Here is a 25,433-nt window from a genome sequence, read left to right on the forward strand (position 1 = left end):
CGCTACCCGGCTTAAGTCTCAGAACAGGTCTGTCAGGTAAGATGATCCTCGCCTGGCCAGCACCCGAACATGTGCCAATACATGCCTGCGGGCAGGGCACGGTGGGCGGTATGATCGTCCCGTGACCGGCCATGTTTATCGTTGCACAAACGCTGAAACTGTTAGTTCACCGGCAGGCTGCCGGTGCTGAGTAGAGGGTACAACAGTGGAATTACTTTCAGGCGCAGAAATGGTGGTACGCGCCCTCAAAGATGAGGGTGTTAAGTACATCTATGGTTATCCGGGCGGGTCGTTGCTGCATGTATACGATGCCCTGTTCCAGCAGGAAGATGTACAGCACATTCTAGTGCGCCATGAGCAGGCTGCAACTCACATGGCGGATGCCTATGCACGTGCGACCGGCAAGGCCGGCGTTGCGTTGGTAACCTCCGGCCCGGGTGCGACCAATGCCGTGACCGGTATCGCAACCGCATTCATGGACTCCATCCCGATGGTGGTTATCACCGGTCAGGTGATGAGTCATTTGATCGGCGAAGATGCCTTCCAGGAAACCGACATGCTCGGTATCTCCCGTCCGATCGTGAAGCACAACTTCAGTGTGCAGCGCCCCGAGGACATTCCGGGTATCGTCAAGAAGGCGTTCCATATCGCCGAAAGCGGGCGTCCGGGTCCGGTCGTCATCGACCTGCCCAAGGATATGACGACGCCGACCGAACGCTACCCGTATGAATATCCGCAGCATGTCAAAATGCGCTCATACACGCCGATCACCCGTGGCCACAGCGGCCAGATCAAGAAAGCGACCGATCTGCTGCTGACCGCCAAGCGTCCGGTGATCTATGCCGGTGGTGGCGTCATCATGGGCAATGCCAGCAACGAGCTGATCGAGCTGGCGCAGCTGCTTAACTTCCCGGTGACCAACACGCTGATGGGGCTCGGTGGCTATCCGGGTACGGATCGTCAGTTTGTCGGCATGCTGGGCATGCACGGCAGCTACGAAGCCAACATGGCGATGCACCACGCGGATCTGATCCTGGCGGTGGGCGCGCGCTTTGATGACCGCGTGACCAACGGTACCGACAAGTTCTGTCCGACGGCGAAGATCGTGCATATCGATATCGATCCGGCTTCGATCTCCAAAACCGTGCAGGCGGATATCCCCATTGTGGGTCCGGCCAAGGTTGTCCTCGAAGAGATGGTGCAGCTGGTCAACGCCAGTCAGCAGCGTCCGGATGCAGCTGCGCTGCACGCCTGGTGGCAGCAGATCGACGAATGGCGTCAGCGCCATGGCGGTCGCTACCGCACCGACGACTCCGAGCTGATGAAACCGCAGCAGGTCATCGAGATGCTGAGCAAGGTCACCAACGGCGATGCGTTTGTCACCTCCGACGTTGGCCAGCACCAGATGTTCGCGGCGCAGTACTACAAGTTCAACAAGCCGAACCGCTGGATCAACTCCGGTGGCCTGGGCACCATGGGCTTCGGTCTGCCTGCCGCGATGGGCGTGAAGATGAACTTCCCCGACGACGAAGTTGTCTGCGTGACCGGTGAAGGCAGCATCCAGATGAACATCCAGGAGCTGTCCACTTGTAACCAGTACGACCTGCCGGTGAAGATTCTGTGTCTGAACAACCAGTCGCTGGGCATGGTGCGCCAGTGGCAGGACATGAACTACGAGTCCCGTCACTCCCAGTCCTACATGAACTCACTGCCGGACTTCGTCAAGCTGGTCGAGTCCTACGGTCATGTGGGCATCAAGGTCGAGAAGTATGCCGACCTGGAAGGTGCCATGCGTGAAGCCTTCGCGTTGAAGGATCGCCTGGTATTCATGGACGTCGCGGTCGACCCGTTCGAGCACGTCTATCCGATGCAGGTGCCCCGTGGTGCCATGCGTGACATGTGGCTGAGCAAGACCGAGAGGACCTGAGTATGCGCCATATCATTTCCGTGCTGATGGAGAACGAGCCGGGTGCCCTGTCGCGCGTCGTGGGTCTGTTTGCACAGCGCAACTATAACATCGAGTCGCTGACGGTAGCACCGACTGAAGATGGCACGCTGTCGCGTTTGACCGTGACCACCATTGGCAACGACCGTGTGGTCGAGCAGATCACCAAACAGCTGAACAAGCTGGTGGATGTGGTCAAGGTGGTGGACCTGTCTGAAGGCGAGCACATCGAGCGCGAAGTGATGATGATCAAGCTGAAGGCCAGTGGCCAGATGCGTGCGGAGATCAAGAGTACCTGCGATATCTTCCGTGGTCAGATCATCGACGTCACGCCGACTACCTATACCGTGCAGCTGGTGGGTGCATCCGACAAACTGGATGCCTTCATCAATGCGCTGGGCAGCGCTTCCATCATGGAAGTCGTGCGTTCAGGTGTGTGTGGCATCGCCCGCGGCGAGAAGGTATTGAGCCTGTAATGGAGTAAGCCTCCGTTGACACGAAACACCCGCCAATTGGCGGGTGTTTTTGTATCCGGGTGCCTCATCTGCATCTATTCAGGGGAGACGTTCGGTCTTGCGCTTCTCCTGCCGCCACAGCAGCAGGCCGGTGATCAGGACTGCGACACTGACAATCGCCACGATAATGGTGGCCAGCGCATTGATTTCGGGGCTGACCCCCAGGCGTATGCTGGAGTACACCACCATCGGCAGAGTGGTGGCACCGGGGCCGGAAACGAAACTGGCCACCACCAGATCATCCAGTGACAGGGTGAAGGCCAGTAGCCAGCCCGCCACCAGTGCCGGTGCGATGATCGGCAGGGTGATGGTGAAAAATACTTTCAAGGGTCGAGCGCCCAGGTCGAGCGCGGCTTCCTCCAGCGACATGTCCATGTGTGCCAGTCGGCTCTGTACCACGACGGTCACGTAGGCCATGGCGAAGGTGGTGTGCGCGATGACGATGGTGGTCATGCCACGACCTGCAGGCCAGCCGATCGTGGTTTCCATGGCCACGAACAGCAGCAGCAGCGACAGGCCAATGATCACTTCCGGCATCACCAGCGGTGCCGTCACCATGACCTCCAGCGAGCCACGGCCGCGAAAACGGCGGAAGCGTACCAGTGCCAATGCGGCCAGAGTGCCCAGTACAACCGCGATGGTGGCGGTCAGTGCAGCGACGCGGACGCTGAGCCAGGCGGCACCCAGCAGTTGACTGTTCTGCATCAGTTCAGCGTACCACTTGGTGCTGAAGCCGCCCCATACCGTGACCAACCGGCTTTCATTGAACGAGTACACGATCAGGCTGATGATCGGGCCGTACAGAAAGGCATAGCCGAGCAGCAGAATGGTGATCAGCAGTGGCATCCGTTGTTTCATGTGGCGGCCTCCTCTGCACGGCGTTCAAAGTGGCGCAGCAGTACAAAGGGGACGATCAGGGCGACCAGCAGCAGAGCTGCCAGTGACGATGCCAGCGGCCAGTCCTTGTTGCTGAAGAACTCCGTCCACATCAGTTTGCCCAGCATCAGCGTGTCCGGGCCACCGAGCAGGTCGGGAATGACGAATTCGCCCATCACCGGAATGAACACTAGCATGGCACCGGCAAAGACGCCGGGCAGTGACAGCGGCAGCGTGATCAGCATGAACTGTTTCCACGGGCGACAACCAAGATCGGCGGCGGCTTCCAGCAGAGTGGTGTCGAGCCGGATCAGGGTGGCATACAACGGCAGCACGACAAAAGGCAGGTAGTTGTAGACCACGCCGATATAGACCGCGACCGGGGTATGCAAAATCTCCAGCGGTGAATCGATGATGCCGAGCCACAACAGAACCCCGTTGAGCAGGCCGTTGCCCTTGAGGATGCCGATCCAGGCGTAGATCCGAATCAGGAATGAGGTCCAGAACGGCAGGATAATCAGCATCAACAAAGGCAGCCGCCAGTGGGCCGGTGAGCGGGCGATGGCATAGGCCATGGGATAGCCGATCAGCAGGCAGCAGAGCGTGGAAATGCCGGCGATCTTGAGCGAGCCCAGCAGTGCCTTGAAGTAAAGCGAGTCTTCCAGCAGCAACTGGTAGTTGCTGAAGTTGAGCACGATGGTGACGAAACCATCCTCGATCTCACGGATCAGGTCGAAATAGGGTGGCTGCGCCAGCACCGGTTCGGACAGACTGATCTTGAGCACGAACAGGAACGGCAACAGGAAAAACAGCGCCAGCCAGAACCAGGGGACGGCGATGATCAGATGACGCGCCGTTGGCAGCGTAGACTTCAGGCTCATTCCGTCAGTACCCCACAGCTGTTGGCGGACCAGCCCAGTACGACCTCTTCGTCCCAGGTCAGCGGTTGTTCGGCCAACGCCTGCACATTGGACTGGGTGAACTGTACCCGTTTGCCGCCCGGCAACTCGACATGGTAGATGGACACGTCACCCAGGTAGGCGATCTCCTTGATTCGGCCGCGCAACTGATTGGGGGTATCGGCATCGAGCTGGCCGAGTACGCGCATCTTTTCCGGGCGCAGCGCCACAGTGACCGCCATCCCAGGTACCAGCGGCTGGCTGTGACGGACCAGCAGCCGGGTTTCGGCGTCGTCACACTGGACCAGAACCTGATCATCATCCTGCTGCAGGACATAACCGTCGAACAGATTGACCGAACCGATGAAACTGGCGGCGTAGCGGGTGGAGGGGAATTCGTAGAGTCGCCGTGGCGGGTCGACCTGCTCAATACGGCCTTCATGCATCAGAGCGATACGTGACGACATGGTCATCGCCTCTTCCTGATCGTGGGTCACGACGATAAAGGTGATGCCCAGACGCTCCTGAATGTTGACCAGTTCAAACTGAGTCTGCTCGCGCAGCTTTTTATCCAGTGCGCCCAGTGGCTCGTCCAGCAGCAGGATCTTCGGGTGTCGTGCCAGTGCGCGGGCCAGGGCAACACGCTGGCGCTGACCGCCGGAGAGTTGATGTGGCTTGCGGCTCGCCAGGGCCTCGATCTGGACCAGACTGAGCATCTCGGCAACCCGTTCTCGGCGCTCGGCCTTGGGCATCCGCTCCTGTTTCAGGCCGAAGGCGATGTTGTCGGCCACGTTCATATGTGGAAACAGGGCGTAGGACTGGAACATCATATTGACCGGGCGCGCGTAAGGCGGTACATCGGTAACGTCCTGACCGTCGATGAACAGGCGGCCACTGGTCGGTGTTTCGAAACCGGCCAGCATGCGCAGCAGGGTGGTTTTACCGCACCCGGAGGCACCGAGCAGGGAAAAGAATTCACCCTGGTGAATCTGCAGGCTGATGTCATCGACCGCATAAAAGGTGCCGAAGCGTTTGGTGACGTTCTCGATCCGGACGATCGGCTCCCCTTCGGGAGCCTGCCAGGATTCTTCAGGCTTGAACTGGCGCAGGCTTGCCATGGACGGGGTGTTCTCCTAAAAAATATGCCCCTGCAGGGAGGGGCATGTCGGGTTCGGGTCGCCGCGCGTTTACTGGCCGGTTTTGACGCGGGTCCAGCTGCGGTTCAGATCACGGATCTGGCGTTCCGACGGCGTCGGTGTCACCAGCAACTTGGCGCGGGTTTCCGCCGGCGGATAGATGCCGGGGTTGTTACGGATCTCGGCGTCGACCAGTGCGGTGGCCGCCAGGTTGGCGTTGGCGTAGGCGACATAGTCGGTGATTGGCGCGATCACATCCGGCTGCAACAGATAGTTGATGAACCGGTGTGCCGCTGCCGGGTTCGGGGCATCGGCCGGAATGGCCATGACGTCGGTCCAGACCAGTGCGCCTTCGGCGGGTACTACATAGGCGATTTCAACACCGTTGTCGGCTTCGGCCGCACGGTCACGGGCCTGCAGCACATCGCCGGAGTACCCGTGGGCGACACAGGTGTCGCCGTTGGCCAGGTCATTGATGTACTGCGAGCTGTGGAAGTAACGTACATGCGGGCGGACCGCACTGACGGTGGCGCTGGCGGCCTTGATCGAGTCGCGGCTGAAGTCGTCCGCCGCGGCCCCACGGTAAATGTTGGCGGCCACCAGTACTTCGGTGGGATCGTCCATCAGGGTGACGCCACAATCCGCCAGTTTGGCAACGATTTCAGGGTCGAACAACAGACGCCAGGTGTCTGTCGGCATGTCGTCACCGAGGATCTCGCGGACCTTGGTGACGTTATAGCCGATGCCGCTGGAACCCCACATGTACGGGATCAGGTGAGCGTTGCCGGCATCGATACTGGCCAGTGAGTTCATCAGCACCGGGTCCAGATTGTCCAGTCCGCTCAGCTGTGACTTGTCCAGCGGCTGATACAGGCCCGCCTTGATGTGACGCTCGGCAAAGGGGCGAGCGGTCGGGAAAATCAGGTCGTAGCCGCTGCGGCCTGCCAACAGTTTGGCTTCCATGATTTCGTTGGCGTCGTAGACGTCGTAGATGACCTTGATACCGGTCTGCTGTTCAAACCCGGCAAGGGTGTCTTCAGCAATATAGTCTGACCAGTTGTAAACGTGCAGTTCATCCGCCGAGCTGGCGGCCGCACCGGTCAGCAGTAGGGCGGGGAGCAGGTGTTTGAATTTTTTGAGCAATGTGTTCATCGCCTCGAATCTCCGGCAACGTGAATGGCGGGGTGGTCGCGCTTCCCCGTGAGGGTGCGGCTGCGAACGCAGCTGGCGTCAGTCAAGGCGAGAATATGGAGCAAAAGGCGGGTAAAAAAAAGTGTTTTCTGGTCCCGTTACCAAACTTTCGCCGTAACTGATCGGTGGGCCTGTCTGTAGCGGTATCAGGATGGTTGGAATGTGTGGTCTATAGTATTGAAAGCCTGAACAGGAGGGAACGCTCATGTGTGATCTGAAAACGTGTGGAGATGATAACGCGGCGCATCCGGCGCCGAAGGCCTCACTTGAGGAGCGGCGTCAATTTCTCAAGGGAATGCTGGTATTGCCATTGGCAGTGGTATTGGCTGACCCGTTGCTGGCGCAGGCAGCAGGAGAGCGAATGCAAGCCGTGACCCTTGCGTTGGAAACGGGACAGCAGGTGGCAGCGCATGTCGCACTGCCTGAAGGCGAAGGTCCTTTTCCTGCGGTGGTACTGATTCACGAGTGGTGGGGGTTGAATGACCAGATCAAAGCGGTGGCGGCTGATCTGGCTGCGCAGGGATTCATTGCGCTGGCGGTGGACTTGTATGGCGGTGGAGTGGCTGACACGCGCGAAGGTGCCATGGCGCTGAAAAATGCGGTTGATTCGGCACAGGCCAGCGCGACGCTGACCGGTTGGATCGATTGGCTGCAGCAGCACCCGGAGTGTAACGGCAAGGTCGGTACACTGGGTTGGTGTTTCGGCGGTGGCTGGTCACTGGATGCCTCGCTGGCGACGCCTGTCGATGCCACCATCATCTATTACGGTAATGTCGAACGCACGCCCGAGCAGCTGGCGGCGCTGAACAGTCCGGTGCAGGGACATTTCGGCACCCTCGACAAGAGTATTGATGAGGCGATGGTCGGTGGTTTCGAACGCGCCATGGCAGCGGCCGGCAAGACGGATCTGCAGGTACACTGGTACGTAGCCGATCATGCCTTTGCCAACCCGACCGGTGCCCGCTATGACGCCGATGATGCCGCGTTGGCCTGGTCCCGTTCGGTCGCTTTCCTGCATCAGCATCTGGGTGGTTGATCAGAACGGGAACAGCAGCGGCGTCAGCAGCAGGGTCAGGATCAGGGCCAGCAGCTGTAACGGGATGCCGATACGGGCAAAGTCGGCAAAACGATAGTTGCCCGGTTCCAGTACCAACGTGTTGACGGGCGACGCGATCGGCGTGGCAAAAGCTGTCGAAGCGGCGATCGCAACGGTCATCATCACCGGTTCCGGGTTGATCCCCAGTAGTTGCGCAGTGCTCAGTGCAACCGGTGCAACCAGCACGGTGGTCGCGGTATTGGAAATGAATTGGCTCAGCACTGACGTGAGCAGAAACAGACTGGCGCACAGGATCAGCGGGCTGCTGCTACCTACCCAGCTGACCAATTGCTGCACCATGTAGTCCAGCGCACCGCTGCGCTCCATCGCCAATGCCAACGGCAGCATACCGGCGATCAGGATCAGGCTGGTCGCGTTGAAGGAGCGATAGGCTTCTTTCAAGCCAACACAGCCACTGAGGATCATGGCGACAGCCGCCATTAGAATGGCGGACAGGTTATCGAGCCAGCCAGCAGTCATGCTGACCAACATCAACAGCAAAATGATCAGTGCTGCGGGCGCACGCCGGCTGTGGGTCGGAATTTCGGCCAGTTCTGCCGGTGTCTGCAATACAACCAGTTCGCGTGAACCCTGCAGTTCACGAATGCGATCCCAGCTGCCCGCAAGCAATAAGGTGTCACCGGCTTTTAACGCCGAGGCGGTGAAGCTGGTGCTCTGTGGTGTCTGTTCGCGGCGCAGGCCGATCACGCTCAGGCCGAAACGCTCACGGAAATGCCCTTCCTTGATGGAATGGCCACAAAGCGGCGATTCGGGGGGCAGAAGTACTTCAGCGACACCGAACTGGCGTTGCAGCTGACTGACTTCCTTGGCGGGGAAGCCCAGCCGCGACAGCTTCAGTGTCTGGCACAGCTGGTCCAGCTGCTGTTCATCGGCATAGACCAGCAATTGGTCACGATACTGCATGCGGGTATTGCTGAGCACCGGAATCAGGCTGGAGAGCAGGCCGCCGCTGCGTGAAATGGCAATGACCGTGACTTCGTATTCGGTGCGCAGTGCGGCTTCGGCCGGTGTTTTCTGTGCCAGTGGGCTGCCGGGGTTGATCATCAACTTGTGCAGCTGGCGCGACAGGGTATAGCGGTCGCTCAAGGCGGCGATGCCGGGCACCGTTTCCTGTGCTCCGGCTTGTGTTCTGCTTGGCAGCAGTCGGCGCGCGGGGCCGATCAGATAGATCATGGCGACCAGCAGAATCGCCAGCCCTAGTGGGGTGAAATCAAAGAAACCAAACGGCTCCAGACCGGCGCTGCGCATCTGGCTGCTGACGATGATGTTCGGGGGGGTGCCGATCAAGGTCAGCATGCCGCCGATCAGTGCCGCGAACGCCAATGGCATCAGTAAGCGTGAGGGCTGCATACCCGCACGGCGGGCGATGCTGAGCACCACCGGAATCAACAGGGCGACGGCTCCGGTTGAACTCATGAACGCGGACAGCAGGGCAACCATGGGGAGCAGGAGCAACAACAGGCGGGTTTCATCGTGTCCGCCGACTCTGAGCAGCCAGTTGCCTGCCGCCGCTGCGATGCCGGTGCGGAACAGTCCCTCGCCGACGATAAACAGCGCCGCGATCATGATGACTACGGGTTCGCCGAAACCGGATACCGCTTCCGCAGGCGTTATGATGCCTGAAAGCGAAAGCGCCACCACAACCAGCAGCGCGACCAGGTCCATGCGCATACGGTCGCTGATGAACAGAGCGATAGTTGTGGCCAGCGTGGCAAAAACGAACAGCATATCCGCGGTCATGCAGTGGCTCCGTCGAGGGATAAAAAAACGACGGTAGTGTAGGCGGTTATGGCATGTGCTGGACAGGACCGTCGTCAAGAAGAGACCAGAATGCCCGTATCAGCGGGGAACGCAGTTTGCGTTCCTGTGCGAACAGTCCGATCTCGTAAGGTTCCAGTGCCGGGAACACATCCAGAACCTGCACCTGTTCGGCCAGCGGACTGTTGTCGAGCACGATCTGCGGTACCACGCCGATGCCAAAGCCAAGGCTGACCATGCTGACGATGGCTTCGTTGCCTGCGACCTGAGCATAAATGGTGGGCTCTATCTGATGAGCACTGAACCATTGGTTGATGCGTGCGCGTGAAATGCCGCTTTCAGGCAGGATCATCGGTTGCCGACTCCAGTGGGTGATGGCGTCAGGCTGATCGGCCGGGGCAATAAACAGCAGCGGGGTACGGGCAATGGGGCGAAATGCAATGTTGCTCGGCAGCTGGGTCGGGCGGGCCGCGATCGATATTTCCTCGCGTCCGCTCTGCACGCGGGCAATGGCGTGTTCGGGATCACCGGTATGCAGTTTGATCTCGACGCGCGGGTACAGCTGGCGAAAGCGGCTCAGCAGGGCATAGAGGAAGCTGTAACTGGCGGTAACCGAGCAGTAGACGCTGATCTCACCGTGTAGTTCGGTCGCGCTTTCCAGTAACGACATGCGCACCTGTTCCCATTGCTGCAGTGCTTCGCGGGCATATTGGGCAAAGCGTATGCCTTCGGGCGTAAGCTGAACGCTGCGGTTGTCACGCAGGAACAGCTCGACGCCGAGGGAGGCTTCCAGTTGCTTGATGGCGCGACTGAGGGTCGACGGGCTGACGTGGCAGGCTTCGCTGCTGCGGCCAAAGTGCAGGGTTTCGGCGAGACTCAGGAACAGGCGGAGTGAACGGGTATCCATATGTTTCATTTCATGCAATGTGATGTTGCAAATATATCATTTTACGCAATAAGATTGTTCCCTTAAGGTAGCACCATCGCCACGGTTGTTACGACGACCAAGCGCACACGTTTTTCAAATTCAAGTCAAAGGATCAGAACCATGCAGGTTTCTTACGATAAAGACTGTGACCTCTCTATCATCCAGGGCAAAAAAGTTGCCATCATCGGTTACGGTTCCCAGGGCCATGCACATGCGTGCAACCTGAAAGATTCAGGTGTTGATGTCACTGTTGGTCTGCGTGCCGGTTCTTCTTCCCGCGCCAAGGCTGAAGCACATGGCCTGAAAGTGGCTGACGTGGCTGATGCCGTTGCCGCTGCCGACCTGGTCATGATCCTGACTCCGGACGAATTCCAGGGCCAGCTGTACAAGAACGAAATCGAGCCGAACATCAAGCAGGGTGCAACCCTGGCGTTCGCACACGGCTTCTCTATCCACTACAACCAGGTTGAGCCGCGTGCCGACCTGGACGTAATCATGATCGCGCCGAAGGCTCCGGGCCATACTGTACGTAGCGAATTCGTCAAGGGCGGCGGTATTCCTGACCTGATCGCGATCTTCCGTGACGTGTCCGGCAATGCCAAAGATGTGGCAATGTCCTACGCCATGGGTGTTGGTGGTGGCCGTTCAGGTATCATCGAAACCACGTTCAAGGACGAGACTGAAACCGATCTGTTCGGTGAGCAGGCAGTTCTGTGTGGTGGTGCCGTAGAGCTGGTCAAAATGGGCTTCGAAACCCTGACTGAAGCTGGCTACGCGCCGGAAATGGCTTACTTCGAATGTCTGCACGAACTGAAGCTGATCGTCGACCTGATGTACGAAGGCGGCATCGCCAACATGAACTACTCCATCTCCAATAACGCTGAGTACGGCGAATACGTAACCGGCCCGGAGGTGATCAACGAAGAATCACGTCAGGCCATGCGTAACGCACTGAAGCGCATTCAGGATGGCGAGTACGCGAAAATGTTCATCGCTGAAGGCCAGACCAACTATCCGTCCATGACTGCGCGTCGTCGTAACAACGCTGCTCACCCGATCGAGCAGACCGGTGAAAAACTGCGTGCAATGATGCCGTGGATTGCAGCGAACAAGCTGGTCGACAAAGACAAGAACTAAGGCGTTAGTCTGTTCTTCTCGCTACGGCCGGGCTCATGCCCGGCCGTATGCGTTTTAGCCTCTCTATTATCCCCGCTGTTGTTGATTCTTTTCTGCAGGCGCTGCCCGGCGTCATTATCCGAAGTTTTACCTGTCTGAGTGTTATCGAAAGGCTGCAATACTATTGTCATCTTCAGTAACCATACTTAAAGGATGGTTTTATTGTGATGTCTGTTTCAGCTCGCCATGAACCGGTCGGCAGGTCATCGTCGGATATCGTCAAATCGCAAAAATTAGATCACATTTGTTTGACCCAGATCGTGAACTGGATTGCATATGCTTGATCTCGTTTGGCTGCATGATATCTATACATTTACTAATAAAAATAATGTGACGATGACGTGGACCGGGCTTGATGCGGTGACCGGAAGCAGCACGCGCCATCTGAGTCAAGGACGCACTTACTATGACAAGTACAATCGATTTTTCTGTTCTGTGTGAGCAGGCCAAGGCCTATGCCGGATTCGAACCCGAAGATGCCGCTATTCTCGCTCAGGAAGCTGACCGACTTCGCCCCTACCTGATTACCATCACTGATTCGTTCTATACCGAACTGCAAACCATCCCTGAAGCGCTGGCATTTTTGGAAGGGCGTATTGATACGCTGAAGAAGACTCATGCGGCCTGGTTGGGCAAGGTATTTGAAGGCCCCTACGATGCGGATTTTGCCGCTTATATGCATAAGGTTGGGGTGATCCATGTGCAGGTGAAACTGCCGGAAAAATTCATGACCAGCGGTATTGGCCTGATCAACAAGCATCTGATTCCCCTGTTGCCGCAGATTTACCGTGACCAGCCGGAAATGGTCGGGCCTTTGCTCAAGGCACTGAATGCGGCTACCAGCTTCTGTCTGTTGATCATGCTGGAGTCCTACCGTGGCCATGAATTGGAACGCTTTATGGAAGTGACCGGTATCAGTCGCGTGTTGTATAACAACCTGGCAGCCGCCTATCGTAACTCACAAGGGCGTGCCGCCTGATTCACGATCTAGCATGTTCGGTGTTTCTCTCTCCTGCGGCGGTCTCGGTCAGCTGAACGGCTGATCCGGGGCTGTCAGTCTTGACAGTGTTTCCGAATAATTACAAAGTCTTGAGTGATATATTTATGCAACGGAGTAGTGCAGCTATCGTGAATCGCTGTTCTGCATAGCAACAAGGATGACACACCCATGAGAGAGATCGACTTTTCCCAACTAAATCAGCAAGCGAAGATGTTTGCCGGCTTCGAAGGCGCTGATGAGCATGTTCTGGAGCAGGCGCATGCCTTGTTGGTGGGTCATCTGGATCAGGTGACCGAGGCCTTTTACGCCGAATTGGGGCAAATAGATGAAACCGGGCCTTTCCTGGAAGGTCGTCTGGAGTCGCTTAAAGCAACTCATAGACGGTGGCTGGAAAAGATTTTCACCGGCCCCTATGACGAAGACTTTGCGGCATACATGCACAAGGTAGGGGTGGTACATGTGCAGGTTCGTTTACCCGAGCGGTTCATGGCCAGTGGTATTGGGCTAATCAGTAAGCATTTGATCCCGGTACTGGCCGAGGCTTGCCGTGAAGATATTGCCAAGCTCGGTGTGCTGATGAAGGCGGTGAATGCCGTTACCACCTATTGTCTGATCATCATGCAGGTTTCATATCGTGAGCATGAGCTTGATCGGTTCATGGATGTAACCGGTATCAGTGAAGCCTTGTATAACAATTTGTCTGCTGCGTATCGGCAGAAAAATGGAGTGCCGGCAGAATAAGTCATATGTGCTGATGAGGATTTGAACCTGTGTCACGCCAACCCGACAAAGATCGGGTTTTTGTGTGCATGCCTTGATATTTGTAAAAGCCATGCGAAAATGACGGGCTTTGCCTGCTGTGCACTGCAGCTTGCTTTACACTCACTATCAAGGATGTACCTATATGAGTCAGGTCGACTTCGCCGCGCTGTGTCACCGGGGAAAAGTATGCTCGGGGTTTGATGCGGAAGATGAGCAAGTGCTCTTCGCGGAGGGCGGTAAACTGCTGCCGCATTTGGCCGTTGTGACTGAACAATTCTATACCGAGTTGCAGCAAATCCCGGCGACCGTGCCATTTCTGGAAGGACGTGTCGAATCACTGAAAGCGACGCACAAGGCTTGGCTTGAGACTGTATTTTCAGGGCCTTACGATGAAGCGTTTGCCGCGCGCATGCACAAGGTTGGTGAAGTGCATGTGCACGTCAAGTTGCCGGTGGAATTCATGTCCAGCGGAATACTGCTGATCAAAAAGCATCTGGTGCCGATTCTGGTTGAAACCTATGCTGATGATGCTGCCAAGCTTGGACGGATGATGAAAGCGGTCAACGGTGTGACCGGTTTTTGTCTGATCATCATGCAAGAATCTTATCAGAGCTCATTGCTGGCACAGGAGTTGGACAAGTTCATGGCGATCACCGGGATCAGTCGTGCGCTGTTCAATAACTTGGCGTCTGCGTACAAGGTCGATAAAAAAGATACAGCGGCCTGATGGCATTGGGTTTGTTTGCCTCTGTCGAGTAGAATGCAGATTCAGCGTTTTGACAGAGGTTTCACAAGCATGAGTGATCAGCCGCAGGATCCGGATACAGGGACTGAAGCAGGAGCAGAGTCGCAGGCAACACCCGATGCCGGACTTCAGCGCCGCAGAGGTGTGTACCTGTTGCCGAACCTGTTTACTACCGCTGCCCTGTTTTCCGGCTTTTATGCCATAGTTGCCGGTATGAATGGTCAGTTCGAAGCAGCTGCCGTTGCCATTTTCGTCGCCATGTTGCTGGATGGGCTGGACGGACGAGTGGCGCGCATGACCAATACGCAGAGTGCCTTTGGTGCCGAGTACGATTCGTTGTCCGACATGGTGTCCTTTGGTGTTGCCCCGGCACTGGTGACGTACAATTGGGTGCTGGGAGATATTGGTAAACTTGGTTTTTTTGCTGCGTTTGTTTACGCCGCAGGAGGTGCCTTGCGTCTGGCCCGCTTCAATACCCAGATCGGCTCCGTTGATAAACGTTATTTCATTGGCTTGCCGAGCCCGGCGGCGGCGGCGGCCATCGCCGGCATGGTATGGGTGTGTGATGAATACAGGCTGGACGTGACCGGTTGGGAATACGTTATTGCATTGTTCGTGGCATTGGCCGGCGTATTAATGGTCAGTAACACGTTGTATTACAGCTTCAAGGATGTGGACTTTCGCGGCAAGGTACCGTTCTGGATTCTGGCCTTGATTGCCCTGGGCCTGGGGATCATCTCGATCAGTGCATCAGTATCCCTGTGGGTTCTGTTTCTCTGTTACGCCCTTTCGGGTCCCATGTTGTGGGTCTGGCGACGTTCCCGACAGTTGCGCACATGATTTCATAAGCAGGCTTCGGCCTGCTTTTTTATTGGCACCAAGTAGGCGGAAACGGAACCGGCTGCGTATGATTTGTCTAATTTGGCACAGTGTTCCTGGAGTATCCCATGCTGATTCGTAAAGCACCTGACATCGCCCCCTCTGAAATTACCCCTGAATCGATCTATCGCCAGCGGCGTCAGTTCATGAAGGGATTGGCGGCCGGCGGGGCCCTGTTAATGAGCGGACAGGCGTCGGCACTGGCCCGTTATGCGCTGGACGAGGAACAGGTTCGTTATCTTGGCCCCGATTGGCTGCAGCAGAAACTGAGAGCCGCGCAAAAAAGTAGCGTCTTTTCGACCGATGAGCCGCTGGCACCCTACGAGCATGTCACCGGGTACAACAACTTCTACGAATTCGGTTTGGGTAAGGATGATCCCAAGGCGTATGCGCAAAATTTCAAAACCGACCCCTGGAGTGTCGAGATCAGTGGTGAGGTGCATAAGCCGGGCACGTATCAGCTGGAAGATATTCTCAAGGGTGTTGATCTCGAAGAGCGGATTTATCGTCTGCGCTGTGTTGAGGCCTGGTCAATGGTAATTCCGTGGGTCGGCTTCCCATTGGCATCCTTGCTCAAGCGTTTCGAGCCCACTGGCAATGCCCGCTATGTTGAATTCACCACACTGCACGACCCCAAACAGATGCCGGGGCAGCGTTCACGTTTTGGTACCATCGACTGGCCCTATGTTGAAGGCTTGCGGATGGACGAGGCAATGCATCCGCTGACGCTGCTGGCGGTTGGGGTGTACGGTGATGCACTGCCGCCACAGAATGGCGCGCCGTTGCGGCTGGTGGTGCCATGGAAGTATGGTTTCAAGAGCATCAAGTCGATCGTTGGTATTCGTTTTACTGAGCAGATGCCGGTCAACAGCTGGCAGCGAACAGCTCCGCGTGAATACGGTTTCTATGCCAATGTGAACCCGTCGGTGAATCACCCGCGCTGGAGCCAGTCGACCGAGCGCCGATTGCCGTCATCACTGTTTAGCCCCAACATCATCGACACTCAGCCGTTCAACGGCTATGCCGATCAGGTGGCCGATCTTTACAGCGGTATGGATCTGCGTAAATGGTATTAAGTATTGCCGCATTACACCGTTCCACAGTGGGGCGCTGGTCGTTCTGGACGCTCATGTTTATCGGCAGTCTGGCTCCGCTGGGATGGATCAGTCTGCAAGCGGTTCAGCAGCAGCTGGGGGCAGACCCGGCTCAGGTGATCGTCACTTTTCTGGGTATCTGGGCCCTGCGTTTTTTATGGCTCAGTCTTGCAATTACGCCCGCCCGTCGCCTGTTGGGGATGGCCTGGTTGCAACGCTACCGGCGCATGCTCGGACTGTATGCGCTGTTTTATGCCACGGTACACCTGTTGGCGGTCGCCACGTTCATCCTCGGTTGGCGGCCCGATTTGCTGTTGCGTGAGTTGACCGAACGTCCCTATATCATAGCCGGTTTTGCTGCCTGGATACTGCTGTTGCCGCTGGCCGTTACCTCGACACAAGGCTGGCAGCGACGCTTGGGCAAACGCTGGAAAAGGCTGCACTGGCTGGTGTATCCCATTGCACTGCTGGCACTGTTGCATTTTGTCTGGCTGATCCGAGCCGGTTACCTCGAAGTACTGATCTATACCCTCATACTGGCCTTTTTGCTTGGATATCGCCTATACCTCAAGTGGAGGTAAGTGCCATGTCCGACAAACCAACCCTTTGGCAGACGCTGCTCAGCGTACTGTCCGGCTTTTTCGGGGTGCAGTCCGAACGCAACCGTGAACGCGATTTCCGTAACGGGCGTCCCCTGTATTACATCCTCACCGGGCTGCTGATGGCAGGCTTGTTCGTGGTCGGCGTTATTTTGCTGGTGCGTTGGGCATTGAGTCTGGCGGGCGTCTGAGATAACGCTATCGCCCTTGCGCTTTCAGACAGGCTGCTATACTCGAGTTAACCGGATCACCTGTGAGGGAGCACGCTGAGCCTTCCTCGAGGTTAAAGCGGGGAGGCCTGATGATGGGATGGAAAATAATAAAAACCATCGGTTCAGGGCTGGGATTGACGGTGTATACCGCGACTGCATCCGCAGCGTGGGAGGTCAATCTGACGCCCGGTGTCACGGATGTCAGCCGTTCGGTATTTGACCTGCACATGACGATCTTCTGGATCTGCGTCGCCATCGCCCTGGTGGTGTTCGGGGTTATGTTCTGGTCGATATTCCACCACCGCAAGTCACGAGGTGCCAAGGCGCACCACTTTCATGAAAACACGATGGTCGAAGTGATCTGGACGATCATTCCGATCATTATTCTGGTGGCCATGGCGGTGCCGGCGACTGCGACACTGGTGCAGATGTACGACACCTCCGAGGCTGAGCTGGACGTACAAATTACCGGTTACCAGTGGAAATGGCGTTATGACTACCTTGATCACGAGCTGAATTTTTTCAGTAACCTGTCTACTCCCCGCGATCAGATCAGCAATGAGGCCGACAAGCAGGAGCATTATCTGCTTGAGGTCGATCGTCATCTGGTCTTGCCGGTGGAGACCAAAATCCGTTTTCTGCTCACCTCCAATGACGTTATTCACAGCTGGTGGGTGCCGGCATTGGCCGTGAAGAAAGATGCGATTCCCGGCTTCATCAACGAAGCCTGGACGGTGATCAATGAGCCAGGCATCTACCGCGGCCAGTGTGCAGAGCTGTGCGGCAAGGATCATGGGTTCATGCCGGTAGTGATCGAAGCGGTCAGCAAGGATGACTTCAATCAGTGGCTGGCCGATGCCAGGGTTGCAGAGCAGGCCGAAGCTGCCGCAGCAGAGCGGGTCTGGACGCTGGATGAGCTTATGCAGCAGGGCGAGCAGGTGTATCTGCGTGCCTGTGCCGCATGCCACCTGCCAAATGGAGCGGGGGTTCCGGGGGCATTTCCGGCACTCAAGGGCAGTGCTGTCGCGCTGGGTGATGTGGCTGCCCATATCGATATTGTACTCAACGGCAAAAGTGGTACCGCCATGCAGGCGTTCCGCGATCAGCTCAGTGCAACCGAGCTGGCGGCGGTGATCACGTATGAGCGCAATGCCTGGGGTAACAGTTTGGGTGAGGCGGTATCACCGGCGCAAATCGCACGGTTACTGACGCCGTCGACAGGGGAGGCGGAACAATGAGTACGCTGGATACGACTCTGCATGCTGACGCGCATGAGCATCACGGACCGGCCAAGGGCATGGGGCGCTGGCTGTTTACCACAAACCACAAAGACATTGGTTCCATGTACCTTTGGTTCAGCCTGTTGATGTTCTTTGTTGGCGGCTGCATGGCATTGATGATCCGTGCCGAGCTGTTCCAGCCCGGTTTACAGTTGATAGAACCGGGCTTCTTCAACCAAATGACCACCATGCATGGGCTGATCATGGTGTTCGGCGCGGTGATGCCGGCCTTTGTGGGTTTGGCCAACTGGATGGTCCCGATGATGATCGGTGCGCCGGATATGGCGTTGCCGAGGATGAACAACTGGAGTTTCTGGATTCTGCCGTTCGCCTTTGCCATGTTGATCTCGACCCTGTTCATGGAGGGTGGCGCACCTAATTTCGGCTGGACCTTTTACGCACCACTCTCCACCACCTATGCACCGCCCAGCGTGACCTATTTCATCTTCGCCATTCACATGATGGGCATCAGCTCGATCATGGGGGCGATCAATATTATTGCCACCATCCTCAATATGCGCGCACCGGGGATGACCATGATGAAATTGCCGTTGTTCTGCTGGACCTGGTTGATCACCGCATTCCTGCTGATTGCGGTGATGCCGGTGCTGGCCGGTGTGGTCACCATGATGCTGATGGATATCCATTTCGGTACCAGTTTCTTTGATGCAGGGGGGGGTGGCGATCCGGTGCTGTTTCAACATGTGTTCTGGTTTTTCGGCCACCCCGAGGTCTACATCATGATCTTGCCGGCATTCGGCATCATCAGTCAGATCATCCCCACATTTGCCCGTAAGCGTCTGTTCGGCTATGCCTCCATGGTTTACGCGACGGCCTCGATTGCGGTGCTGTCGTTCCTGGTGTGGGCACACCATATGTTTACCGTAGGCATTCCGCTGGCGGGTGAACTGTTCTTCATGTATGCCACCATGCTGATTGCAGTGCCGACCGGGGTGAAGGTGTTCAATTGGGTGGCAACCATGTTCCGTGGTTCGATGACGTTCGAGACGCCCATGCTGTTCGCGCTGGCGTTCGTGGTGCTGTTTACCATCGGCGGTTTTTCGGGGTTGATGCTGGCGATTGCGCCGGTGGATTTCCAGTATCACGACACCTATTTCGTGGTTGCGCACTTCCATTATGTGCTGGTGCCGGGGGCGATTTTTTCCATTATGGCAGGGGTGTACTACTGGCTGCCGAAATGGACCGGTCACATGCTGGATGAACGCATGGGCAAGCTGCACTTCTGGCTCAGCTTTATTGGCGTCAATATCACCTTCTTCCCGATGCACTTTATTGGTTTGGCGGGGATGCCGCGCCGGATACCGGATTACGCGCTGCAATTTGCCGACTTCAATATGGTGGCCTCCATCGGAGCTTTCCTGTTCGGCCTGTCACAACTGATATTCCTGTGGAATGTCATTGCGTGTGTTCGTGGCGGACGCAAGGCGGAGGCGCGAGCATGGGAAGGTGCGGAGGGGCTGGAGTGGGAAATACCGTCGCCGGCACCCTACCATACCTTTGCCACACCGCCGCAGTTGCCGGAGTCGCTGCGATGAGTGCGCACGGTCGATTGGTCCGGCGTCTGGTTCTGGGCAGCGTGTTGATGTTCGGGTTCGGTTTTGCGCTCGTGCCATTGTATGACGTGTTCTGCGAGGTGACCGGACTCAACGGCAAAATCACTAATACCGGGCCGGTCGCGATATCAGCGATGGATACCAGTCGCCAGATCAAGGTCCGCCTGATTGCCGTTCACAACGAAGGCATGCCGTGGGATTTTGGCCCCATGGATGGTGTGATACGGGCGCACCCCGGCGAAATGAAGCAGACGGCCTTCATGGCCACCAATCCCACGGGGCGACGTATGGTGGCACAGGCTATTCCTTCGGTGGCCCCTGCGGAAGCCGCACAGTATTTGCATAAGGTTAACTGTTTCTGTTTTGAGCAGCAGGCGCTAATGGCCGGAGAGTCGGTCGAGATGCCGTTGCTGTTCGTGATTGATAAGAAATTGCCCGAGCACATCCGCTCGCTGACCCTGTCCTACACCCTGTTTGATATTTCGCCCGAAGTATCGTCTGCGGTGTTGGCCGAGAAGGAGCAACGCTTATGAGCAGCTCAAGTTATTACGTACCCGAGCAGAGCCGCTGGCCGATTCTGGCGTCTGTCGCTCTGTTTCTGTTGGCCTATGGGGCCGGTACTCTGCTGAATGCCCTCAGTGCTGAACAGGGAGGCGGGTTGGGTCTGGTGCTGCTACTGGCCGGTGCCCTGATGATGGGGCTGATTCTGGTGGGTTGGTTCGGCAATGTCATTCATGAAAGCCGAGGTGGTTTGTACTCGGCACAGATGGATCGTTCCTTTCGCTGGGGCATGAGCTGGTTCATCTTTTCGGAAGTGATGTTCTTTGCAGCTTTTTTCGGTGCATTGTTCTATGTGCGCGTGTTGGCGGTTCCCTGGTTGGGTGGAGAGGGTGACAAGGGGGTGAGCCAGATGCTGTGGCCTGATTTTGTTGCCCAGTGGCCTCTGATGATTACACCGGACGCCGAACGTTTTCCCGGTCCGGCAGCGGTGATCAGTCCATGGCATATTCCGCTGCTTAACACCTGTCTGTTGGTAACATCGAGTTTTACTTTGACGTTGGCGCACAAGGCATTGCTGCGTGATGCCCGCATGCAGGTACGTCGTTGGCTGTTCGTGACCATTGTGCTGGGAGTCGTGTTCATTGGTTTTCAGGCCTATGAGTATGCCGAGGCCTACCATGAGTTGGGGCTGACGCTGCAGGCGGGAGTCTATGGTGCCACCTTCTTTATATTGACCGGCTTCCATGGCCTGCATGTGACCCTGGGTACGCTCATGCTGATGATCATTCTTGGCCGTATCGTCGTTGGTCATTTCGATTCGCGGCAGCATTTCGGTTTTGAAGCGGTGGCCTGGTATTGGCACTTTGTTGATGTGGTCTGGATCGGCCTGTTCCTGTTTGTCTACGTCCTGTGACCCTTACCAGGGAGCATGTGGTTGCAGTTGACCGGTATTGAAACCGTAAATCAGCGCCAGAATTAGCAGGGCGCTAAGAATAACCCGCCACAGCAAACGGTTGGCGGTGGCACCATCCGCAGACGGTCGCTTCAGTAATGACCACAGGCTGCTGAACAGGGCAGCAACGATGGCGATGAAAAGTACGATGATCAGAATACGCAGCATGGGAGATCTCCTTGGCAGCTCAATTCAGTAAAGCGGATCCTCGTCGTCGATTCAAATGGTTGTGTTGGGGATTAGGGCTCTTGGTACTGCCCTTGCTGTTGGCGCTGGGGAGTTGGCAATGGCAGCGGGCCGATCACAAGCGGCTCTGGTTGCAGCAGCTTGAGCAGTCACCAGCCACAACCCCCGACGGCGCGTTGGAGCGGTTGCAGCACAGTGACTGGGTGCCGGTGAGCTTCGAGATCGAGCTGTTGCCATCGAACGTGTTCCTGCTGGACAACCGGACATGGCAAGGGCGGGTGGGATATGAAGTCATTGTCCCGATTCGCGTTGATGAAGGGGCCTTGTGGCTCGGTAGCCTGGGTTGGATTGCCGCGCCTGCGCAGCGGGAGCAGTTGCCAGGGTTTGAATTGAAGCGGCAGTGGTTACCGGTAGAAGGTGTGCTGTCTCGCCCTCTGGTCTCGGTGACGCTGGCTACGACGCAGATTGAAGCGGGCTGGCCGCGACGTATTCAGTCGCTTGATTTGGAGCAGATTGGGCAGACGCTGGCGGTACCCGTCGAGCCGCTGGTTTTGCATCTTAAAACAGCGATCAGCGATGCCATTCGGCCACGAGAGCAGATCTACACAGGCATCGCGCCCGAACGTCATGTCGGGTACGCAGTGCAGTGGTTCGGGCTGGCGCTGGCATTATCGGTTTGGCTGATATGGATCGCACGACGCGAGTACAGAGGTGAAGCTAATGAAAGGTAACAGGACCGTTTTCTGGATGGTGTGGGCTGTGGCGCTGGTACCGTTAGTTGCTGCTGTTCTGGTATGGAGTAGTGGGGTCGGCCTTTCGGGCGCAAGTGTAAACCGCGGTGAGCTGGTACAGCCGGTCAAAACACTTGATCAGTGGGGGGGGGACCCCTTGCTGCACACCGGGCACTGGTCGCTATTATGGGTGCCGGCGGGGGATTGTGTCGGTGGGTGCAGCGAAGCGATTGAGCGGTTGCGACGCGTGCATGATGCTTTGGGGCGTGAGGCCGATCGGGTGCGGGTAATGTCTGCCACCGAACTCGCGCCGGGAGTATGGGTTGTGGATCCGTTAGGCAATCTGGTTATGCAGTATCCGCCGACTTATGAGGGCCAGGCACTGCTTGGTGATATGCGACGACTGCTCAAAGCTTCGAGGCTGGGATAATGCGCCTGCCTCTGCAGCTGGTCACGGCCGCAATAGGCCTGGCATTGGTTGTGGTAGTACTGGGTGGCTGGACGCGACTGAATGATGCGGGTTTAGGGTGTCCGGACTGGCCCGGTTGTTATGGGACTTGGGTGTTGCCTGATGATCATGCCGAGTTGGCGGCTGCCCACCCCCACGCGTCGATTGATCTGCGCAAGGGTTGGATCGAGATGGTCCACCGTTATGCCGCCGGTGTGCTCGGGCTCATGGTGCTGGCGCTGGCAGTATTGGCATACAGGTTGCGTCGGCAGGCGGGGTATCCGGTAAAGCTATCATTCTGTTTGCTGGCGCTGGTGATTGCTCAGGGCATATTCGGCATGTGGACAGTGACTCTGCAGTTATTACCGGTCGTGGTGACGATGCATCTTCTGGGAGGGCTTGCCACCCTGACGGCTTTGGTGCTGCTGCGCCAAAATCTTCGTCGATTGGCATCAGGAAATAATGACGTTGTTCGTTCATCGGCGCACCCCTGGGTCAAGCTAATGCTGGCAGCACTGTTTCTGCAGTTGGCGCTGGGTGGTTGGACCAGTACCAACTATGCCGGTTGGGCCTGCAGCGACTGGTTGTATTGTCATCAGGATCAACAGGTTGAGTATGACTTTGCGCAAGGCCTTAACCCGGTCATGAGTATTGGCCCCAACTATGAAGGCGGCTTGTTGCCAGCGGACGCACGAGCAGCGATTCAGGTGACCCATCGTGGCGGGGCGATTTTGTTACTGCTGATTTCGCTATTGGGTGCCCGGCAGCTGTGGGGTAAGTCGAAGCTGCGCTGGCCGCTCTGTATTTACGGAGTGTTGTTACTGGGTCAAATACTACTCGGTTTGGCGAATGTGATCTGGCTGTTGCCGCTGGCACTGGCGGTGGCGCATCACGTGGGAGCCGTTGCACTGCTATTGGCTCTGTTGACACTGAATGACAAGGCGCGTGTTGCGCCTCGGGAGGTAGACCATGGCTACGTTGTCGCTCACTGAATCCGGTGCGGGTTCTGCGTCCTGGAAAGATTATTTGGCTTTGTGCAAGTTACGTGTTGTGGCAGTCATGTTGCTGACGCTGGTTGTCGGTTTCTGCCTGGCGTCGCCATCAACACCGGATCTGGTTTTGCTGGTGCTGACCTCTACAGGTGTCGGCCTGGCGGCAGCGTCCGCTGCGGCAATCAATCATGTATTGGATGCTTCTATTGATTGCCGCATGGCGCGCACTGCGCGCCGACCCTTGCCACAAGGGCGAATTACGGCGCGGAATGCTTTGGCGTTTGCCGCGGTTTTGGGGATTTCCGGAATTGTCTTGCTCGATGTGGCGGTGAATACATTGACCGCCTGGCTTACTTTGGCTTCCCTTATTGGCTATGCAGTGATCTATACAGCCATACTCAAGCGGGCAACCCCGCAGAATATCGTGATTGGAGGAGTGGCAGGTGCCGCGCCGCCGTTGCTTGGGTGGACGGCCGTGACCGGTAGTATCGACGCGCAGGGGCTGCTGCTGATGTTGATCATTTTCGCTTGGACACCACCACATTTCTGGGCATTGTGCATCGCCCGTCGTGATGACTATGCCCGTGCAGGTGTCCCCATGCTGCCTAATACGCATGGTGTTGCCTACACTGGGGTGCAGATCTTGCTATACACCCTGCTGACTATTGTTGTCACCGCATTACCTTTCGTTATCGGCATGAATGGATGGCTCTATCTGGCAGGGGGGGTGATTATCAATCTGAGGCTGTTGTACTGGGCGCTAAAACTGAATTTTTCATCTGATGTCAGTGTTCCGATGAAAATGTTTCGTTACAGCATTGTGTACATCATGTGGCTGTTTGCCATACTTCTGGTAGACCACTATTGGCATCTCTTCGTATAAGTTTTCAGGAGATAACTCGATAAGCGAACGGATTCGGGCACGACTACAATAACAAGATGTGGCCCGGGCAATACCCGGACTGCAAGGAGGATAGACTTATGTTCCTGCAGCACATGATGGGGGTCTTCTACCATCCGAAACAGGAGTGGCGCTCCATTCGTAATGAGCACTACTCGGCGATGCATGTATTCCTGGCCCAAATCAGCATACTTGCAGCTATACCGGCAATTTCGTTGTTCATAGGTACAACCCAGGTTGGCTGGAGTCTTGGAAATTCAGAGTTTGTTAAACTCAGTGTTTCCAGTGCACTTCCTGCTGCCATTGCCTTCTATGTCGCCATGTGGGCTGCCGTTGGCTTCATCGCGTGGTCGATACACTGGATGGAAAGAACCTATGGTGGCAAAGTCTCCTATGAAGAATGCCTGGTGCTGACCACGTTCACAGCTACGCCTTTATTCCTGTCAGGGCTCGCTGGCCTATATCCGATGCTGTGGTTCAATGTCATCGTCGGCATGATTGCACTTACCTACACTATCTACCTGCTTTATACCGGCGTCCCGGAGATTATGCAGATACCTGAAGATAGAGCGTTCTTTTTCTCTACTTCCATTCTGACCGTAGGTCTTTGCGTACTGGTTGGGTTGATTGCGACAACCGTTGTTCTGTGGGGAACATTTGTGCCACTCAGCTACACGGGTGGCTGATAGTAGTATGACAAGCAGGCACTTTTCAGGTGCCTGTTTACGTTTTAGCGGTATCTGAAACTTTTTTACAGAAAAGCGTTGACTCCCTCGCTGGTGTCTGTAGAATTCGCCTCCTCGCTTGAGACGACAGGGTTCGCGAAACACTGAAGACTCAAATGAGAAGGAAGTAAGTGCTTGAAACTGAATAAGTTTCTGATGTAGAATTTGCCTCCTTGATGTCACCGGTTCGTTGTTGAAGTGCTCGGCACTGAAACAAAAAAAACGAAAATAAAGGTTGACATTGAAATGAGACGCGGTAGAATATGCGCCTCGCTTGAGACAACAGGTTCTGCCAAACGGCAGCGTTGTTC

Annotated in this window: 27 protein-coding genes; 20 read left to right on the plus strand and 7 right to left on the minus strand. The window is 56.5% G+C overall.

Annotation, left to right across the window (positions count from 1 at the left end; all coding sequences use genetic code 11):
• Positions 1–205: 205 nt before the first annotated feature.
• Complete coding sequence (locus CLV44_RS15985; protein WP_106593124.1) at positions 206–1,927, plus strand: acetolactate synthase 3 large subunit; 1,722 nt, start codon at positions 206–208, stop codon at positions 1,925–1,927.
• A gap of 2 nt (positions 1,928–1,929) precedes the next feature.
• A complete protein-coding gene (gene ilvN / locus CLV44_RS15990; protein WP_106593125.1) occupies positions 1,930–2,421 on the plus strand; it encodes an acetolactate synthase small subunit in 492 nt (163 codons plus the stop codon).
• Between the two features lie 78 nt (positions 2,422–2,499).
• On the opposite strand, the gene CLV44_RS15995 is transcribed toward ilvN, so the two are convergent.
• The 4 genes from CLV44_RS15995 to CLV44_RS16010 form a co-directional block, all read right to left on the minus strand.
• Positions 2,500–3,318, minus strand: a complete 819-nt coding sequence (locus CLV44_RS15995) for an ABC transporter permease subunit (protein WP_106593126.1) — start codon at positions 3,316–3,318, stop codon at positions 2,500–2,502.
• A complete protein-coding gene (locus CLV44_RS16000) occupies positions 3,315–4,217 on the minus strand; it encodes an ABC transporter permease subunit (RefSeq protein WP_106593127.1) in 903 nt (300 codons plus the stop codon). The genes CLV44_RS15995 and CLV44_RS16000 overlap by 4 nt, the downstream gene beginning before the upstream one ends.
• Entirely contained in the window at positions 4,214–5,353 is a 1,140-nt protein-coding gene (locus CLV44_RS16005; protein ID WP_106593128.1) for an ABC transporter ATP-binding protein, read from the minus strand. The genes CLV44_RS16000 and CLV44_RS16005 overlap by 4 nt, the downstream gene beginning before the upstream one ends.
• Positions 5,354–5,422: 69 nt before the next feature.
• Positions 5,423–6,523 carry a polyamine ABC transporter substrate-binding protein gene (locus CLV44_RS16010; RefSeq protein ID WP_106593129.1) on the minus strand — a complete coding sequence of 367 codons (1,101 nt, stop codon included), beginning with the start codon at positions 6,521–6,523 and terminating at the stop codon, positions 5,423–5,425.
• Between the two features lie 244 nt (positions 6,524–6,767).
• Here CLV44_RS16010 and CLV44_RS16015 point away from each other — a divergent pair, with 244 nt between their 5' ends.
• Entirely contained in the window at positions 6,768–7,598 is an 831-nt protein-coding gene (locus CLV44_RS16015; protein WP_106593130.1) for a dienelactone hydrolase family protein, read from the plus strand.
• Here CLV44_RS16015 and CLV44_RS16020 read toward each other — a convergent pair whose 3' ends face one another.
• Together CLV44_RS16020 and ilvY are read right to left on the minus strand one after the other, a co-directional pair.
• Positions 7,599–9,419 (minus strand): SLC13 family permease, encoded by a 1,821-nt coding sequence (locus CLV44_RS16020; RefSeq protein ID WP_106593131.1) that lies wholly within the window; start codon positions 9,417–9,419, stop codon positions 7,599–7,601. It abuts the gene before it with no gap.
• A 46-nt stretch (positions 9,420–9,465) separates the two neighbouring features.
• Positions 9,466–10,344: an HTH-type transcriptional activator IlvY gene (ilvY, locus tag CLV44_RS16025; protein WP_106593132.1), complete on the minus strand. Its 879-nt coding sequence runs from the start codon at positions 10,342–10,344 to the stop codon at positions 9,466–9,468.
• Positions 10,345–10,419: 75 nt separating this feature from the next.
• Between ilvY and ilvC the strand changes: the two genes are divergently transcribed.
• The 12 genes from ilvC to CLV44_RS16085 all read left to right on the plus strand — a co-directional run bounded on the left by ilvC (position 10,420) and on the right by CLV44_RS16085 (position 21,100).
• On the plus strand, positions 10,420–11,502 hold the full coding sequence (gene ilvC / locus CLV44_RS16030) for a ketol-acid reductoisomerase (RefSeq protein WP_281257841.1): 1,083 nt from the start codon (positions 10,420–10,422) through the stop codon (positions 11,500–11,502).
• A 445-nt stretch (positions 11,503–11,947) separates the two neighbouring features.
• The gene (locus CLV44_RS16035) at positions 11,948–12,520 is read left to right on the plus strand and encodes a protoglobin domain-containing protein (protein ID WP_106593134.1); all 573 of its coding nucleotides are present in this window, start codon (positions 11,948–11,950) and stop codon (positions 12,518–12,520) included.
• 189 nt (positions 12,521–12,709) lie between these two features.
• The gene (locus CLV44_RS16040; protein WP_106593135.1) at positions 12,710–13,282 is read left to right on the plus strand and encodes a protoglobin domain-containing protein; all 573 of its coding nucleotides are present in this window, start codon (positions 12,710–12,712) and stop codon (positions 13,280–13,282) included.
• Positions 13,283–13,445: 163 nt separating this feature from the next.
• Entirely contained in the window at positions 13,446–14,030 is a 585-nt protein-coding gene (locus CLV44_RS16045; RefSeq protein ID WP_106593136.1) for a protoglobin domain-containing protein, read from the plus strand.
• 69 nt (positions 14,031–14,099) lie between these two features.
• Positions 14,100–14,888 carry a CDP-diacylglycerol--serine O-phosphatidyltransferase gene (gene pssA / locus CLV44_RS16050; protein ID WP_106593149.1) on the plus strand — a complete coding sequence of 263 codons (789 nt, stop codon included), beginning with the start codon at positions 14,100–14,102 and terminating at the stop codon, positions 14,886–14,888.
• 107 nt (positions 14,889–14,995) lie between these two features.
• Positions 14,996–16,003 (plus strand): protein-methionine-sulfoxide reductase catalytic subunit MsrP, encoded by a 1,008-nt coding sequence (gene msrP / locus CLV44_RS16055; protein WP_106593137.1) that lies wholly within the window; start codon positions 14,996–14,998, stop codon positions 16,001–16,003.
• Positions 15,994–16,602, plus strand: a complete 609-nt coding sequence (locus CLV44_RS16060; RefSeq protein WP_106593138.1) for a protein-methionine-sulfoxide reductase heme-binding subunit MsrQ — start codon at positions 15,994–15,996, stop codon at positions 16,600–16,602. The genes msrP and CLV44_RS16060 overlap by 10 nt, the downstream gene beginning before the upstream one ends.
• Positions 16,603–16,607: 5 nt before the next feature.
• Complete coding sequence (locus CLV44_RS16065) at positions 16,608–16,811, plus strand: DUF2970 domain-containing protein (RefSeq protein WP_106593139.1); 204 nt, start codon at positions 16,608–16,610, stop codon at positions 16,809–16,811.
• A 113-nt stretch (positions 16,812–16,924) separates the two neighbouring features.
• The gene (gene coxB / locus CLV44_RS16070; RefSeq protein WP_106593150.1) at positions 16,925–18,070 is read left to right on the plus strand and encodes a cytochrome c oxidase subunit II; all 1,146 of its coding nucleotides are present in this window, start codon (positions 16,925–16,927) and stop codon (positions 18,068–18,070) included.
• Positions 18,067–19,668 (plus strand): cytochrome c oxidase subunit I, encoded by a 1,602-nt coding sequence (gene ctaD / locus CLV44_RS16075; protein ID WP_211298169.1) that lies wholly within the window; start codon positions 18,067–18,069, stop codon positions 19,666–19,668. The genes coxB and ctaD overlap by 4 nt, the downstream gene beginning before the upstream one ends.
• Entirely contained in the window at positions 19,665–20,219 is a 555-nt protein-coding gene (locus CLV44_RS16080) for a cytochrome c oxidase assembly protein (RefSeq protein ID WP_106593140.1), read from the plus strand. Before ctaD ends, CLV44_RS16080 begins: the two co-directional genes overlap by 4 nt.
• Complete coding sequence (locus CLV44_RS16085) at positions 20,216–21,100, plus strand: cytochrome c oxidase subunit 3 (RefSeq protein WP_106593141.1); 885 nt, start codon at positions 20,216–20,218, stop codon at positions 21,098–21,100. The genes CLV44_RS16080 and CLV44_RS16085 overlap by 4 nt, the downstream gene beginning before the upstream one ends.
• Before the next feature lie 3 nt (positions 21,101–21,103).
• On the opposite strand, the gene CLV44_RS16090 is transcribed toward CLV44_RS16085, so the two are convergent.
• Positions 21,104–21,307: a DUF2909 family protein gene (locus CLV44_RS16090; RefSeq protein WP_106593142.1), complete on the minus strand. Its 204-nt coding sequence runs from the start codon at positions 21,305–21,307 to the stop codon at positions 21,104–21,106.
• A gap of 80 nt (positions 21,308–21,387) precedes the next feature.
• Here CLV44_RS16090 and CLV44_RS16095 point away from each other — a divergent pair, with 80 nt between their 5' ends.
• The 5 genes from CLV44_RS16095 (at position 21,388) to CLV44_RS16115 (ending at position 25,083) form a co-directional block, all read left to right on the plus strand.
• The gene (locus CLV44_RS16095) at positions 21,388–22,056 is read left to right on the plus strand and encodes an SURF1 family protein (RefSeq protein ID WP_170069370.1); all 669 of its coding nucleotides are present in this window, start codon (positions 21,388–21,390) and stop codon (positions 22,054–22,056) included.
• Positions 22,046–22,486, plus strand: coding sequence for a hypothetical protein (locus CLV44_RS16100; RefSeq protein ID WP_106593144.1), 441 nt, complete (start codon positions 22,046–22,048; stop codon positions 22,484–22,486). Before CLV44_RS16095 ends, CLV44_RS16100 begins: the two co-directional genes overlap by 11 nt.
• A complete protein-coding gene (locus tag CLV44_RS16105) occupies positions 22,486–23,496 on the plus strand; it encodes a COX15/CtaA family protein (protein WP_106593145.1) in 1,011 nt (336 codons plus the stop codon). Before CLV44_RS16100 ends, CLV44_RS16105 begins: the two co-directional genes overlap by 1 nt.
• Positions 23,474–24,379 carry a heme o synthase gene (gene cyoE / locus CLV44_RS16110; RefSeq protein WP_106593146.1) on the plus strand — a complete coding sequence of 302 codons (906 nt, stop codon included), beginning with the start codon at positions 23,474–23,476 and terminating at the stop codon, positions 24,377–24,379. Before CLV44_RS16105 ends, cyoE begins: the two co-directional genes overlap by 23 nt.
• A 98-nt stretch (positions 24,380–24,477) precedes the next feature.
• Positions 24,478–25,083 (plus strand): Yip1 family protein, encoded by a 606-nt coding sequence (locus CLV44_RS16115; RefSeq protein ID WP_106593147.1) that lies wholly within the window; start codon positions 24,478–24,480, stop codon positions 25,081–25,083.
• Positions 25,084–25,433: the final 350 nt, after the last annotated feature.

It is taken from the genome of Marinobacterium halophilum (genome assembly GCF_003014615.1).
In the GTDB taxonomy this organism is placed as follows: Bacteria; Pseudomonadota; Gammaproteobacteria; order Pseudomonadales; family Balneatricaceae; genus Marinobacterium; species Marinobacterium halophilum.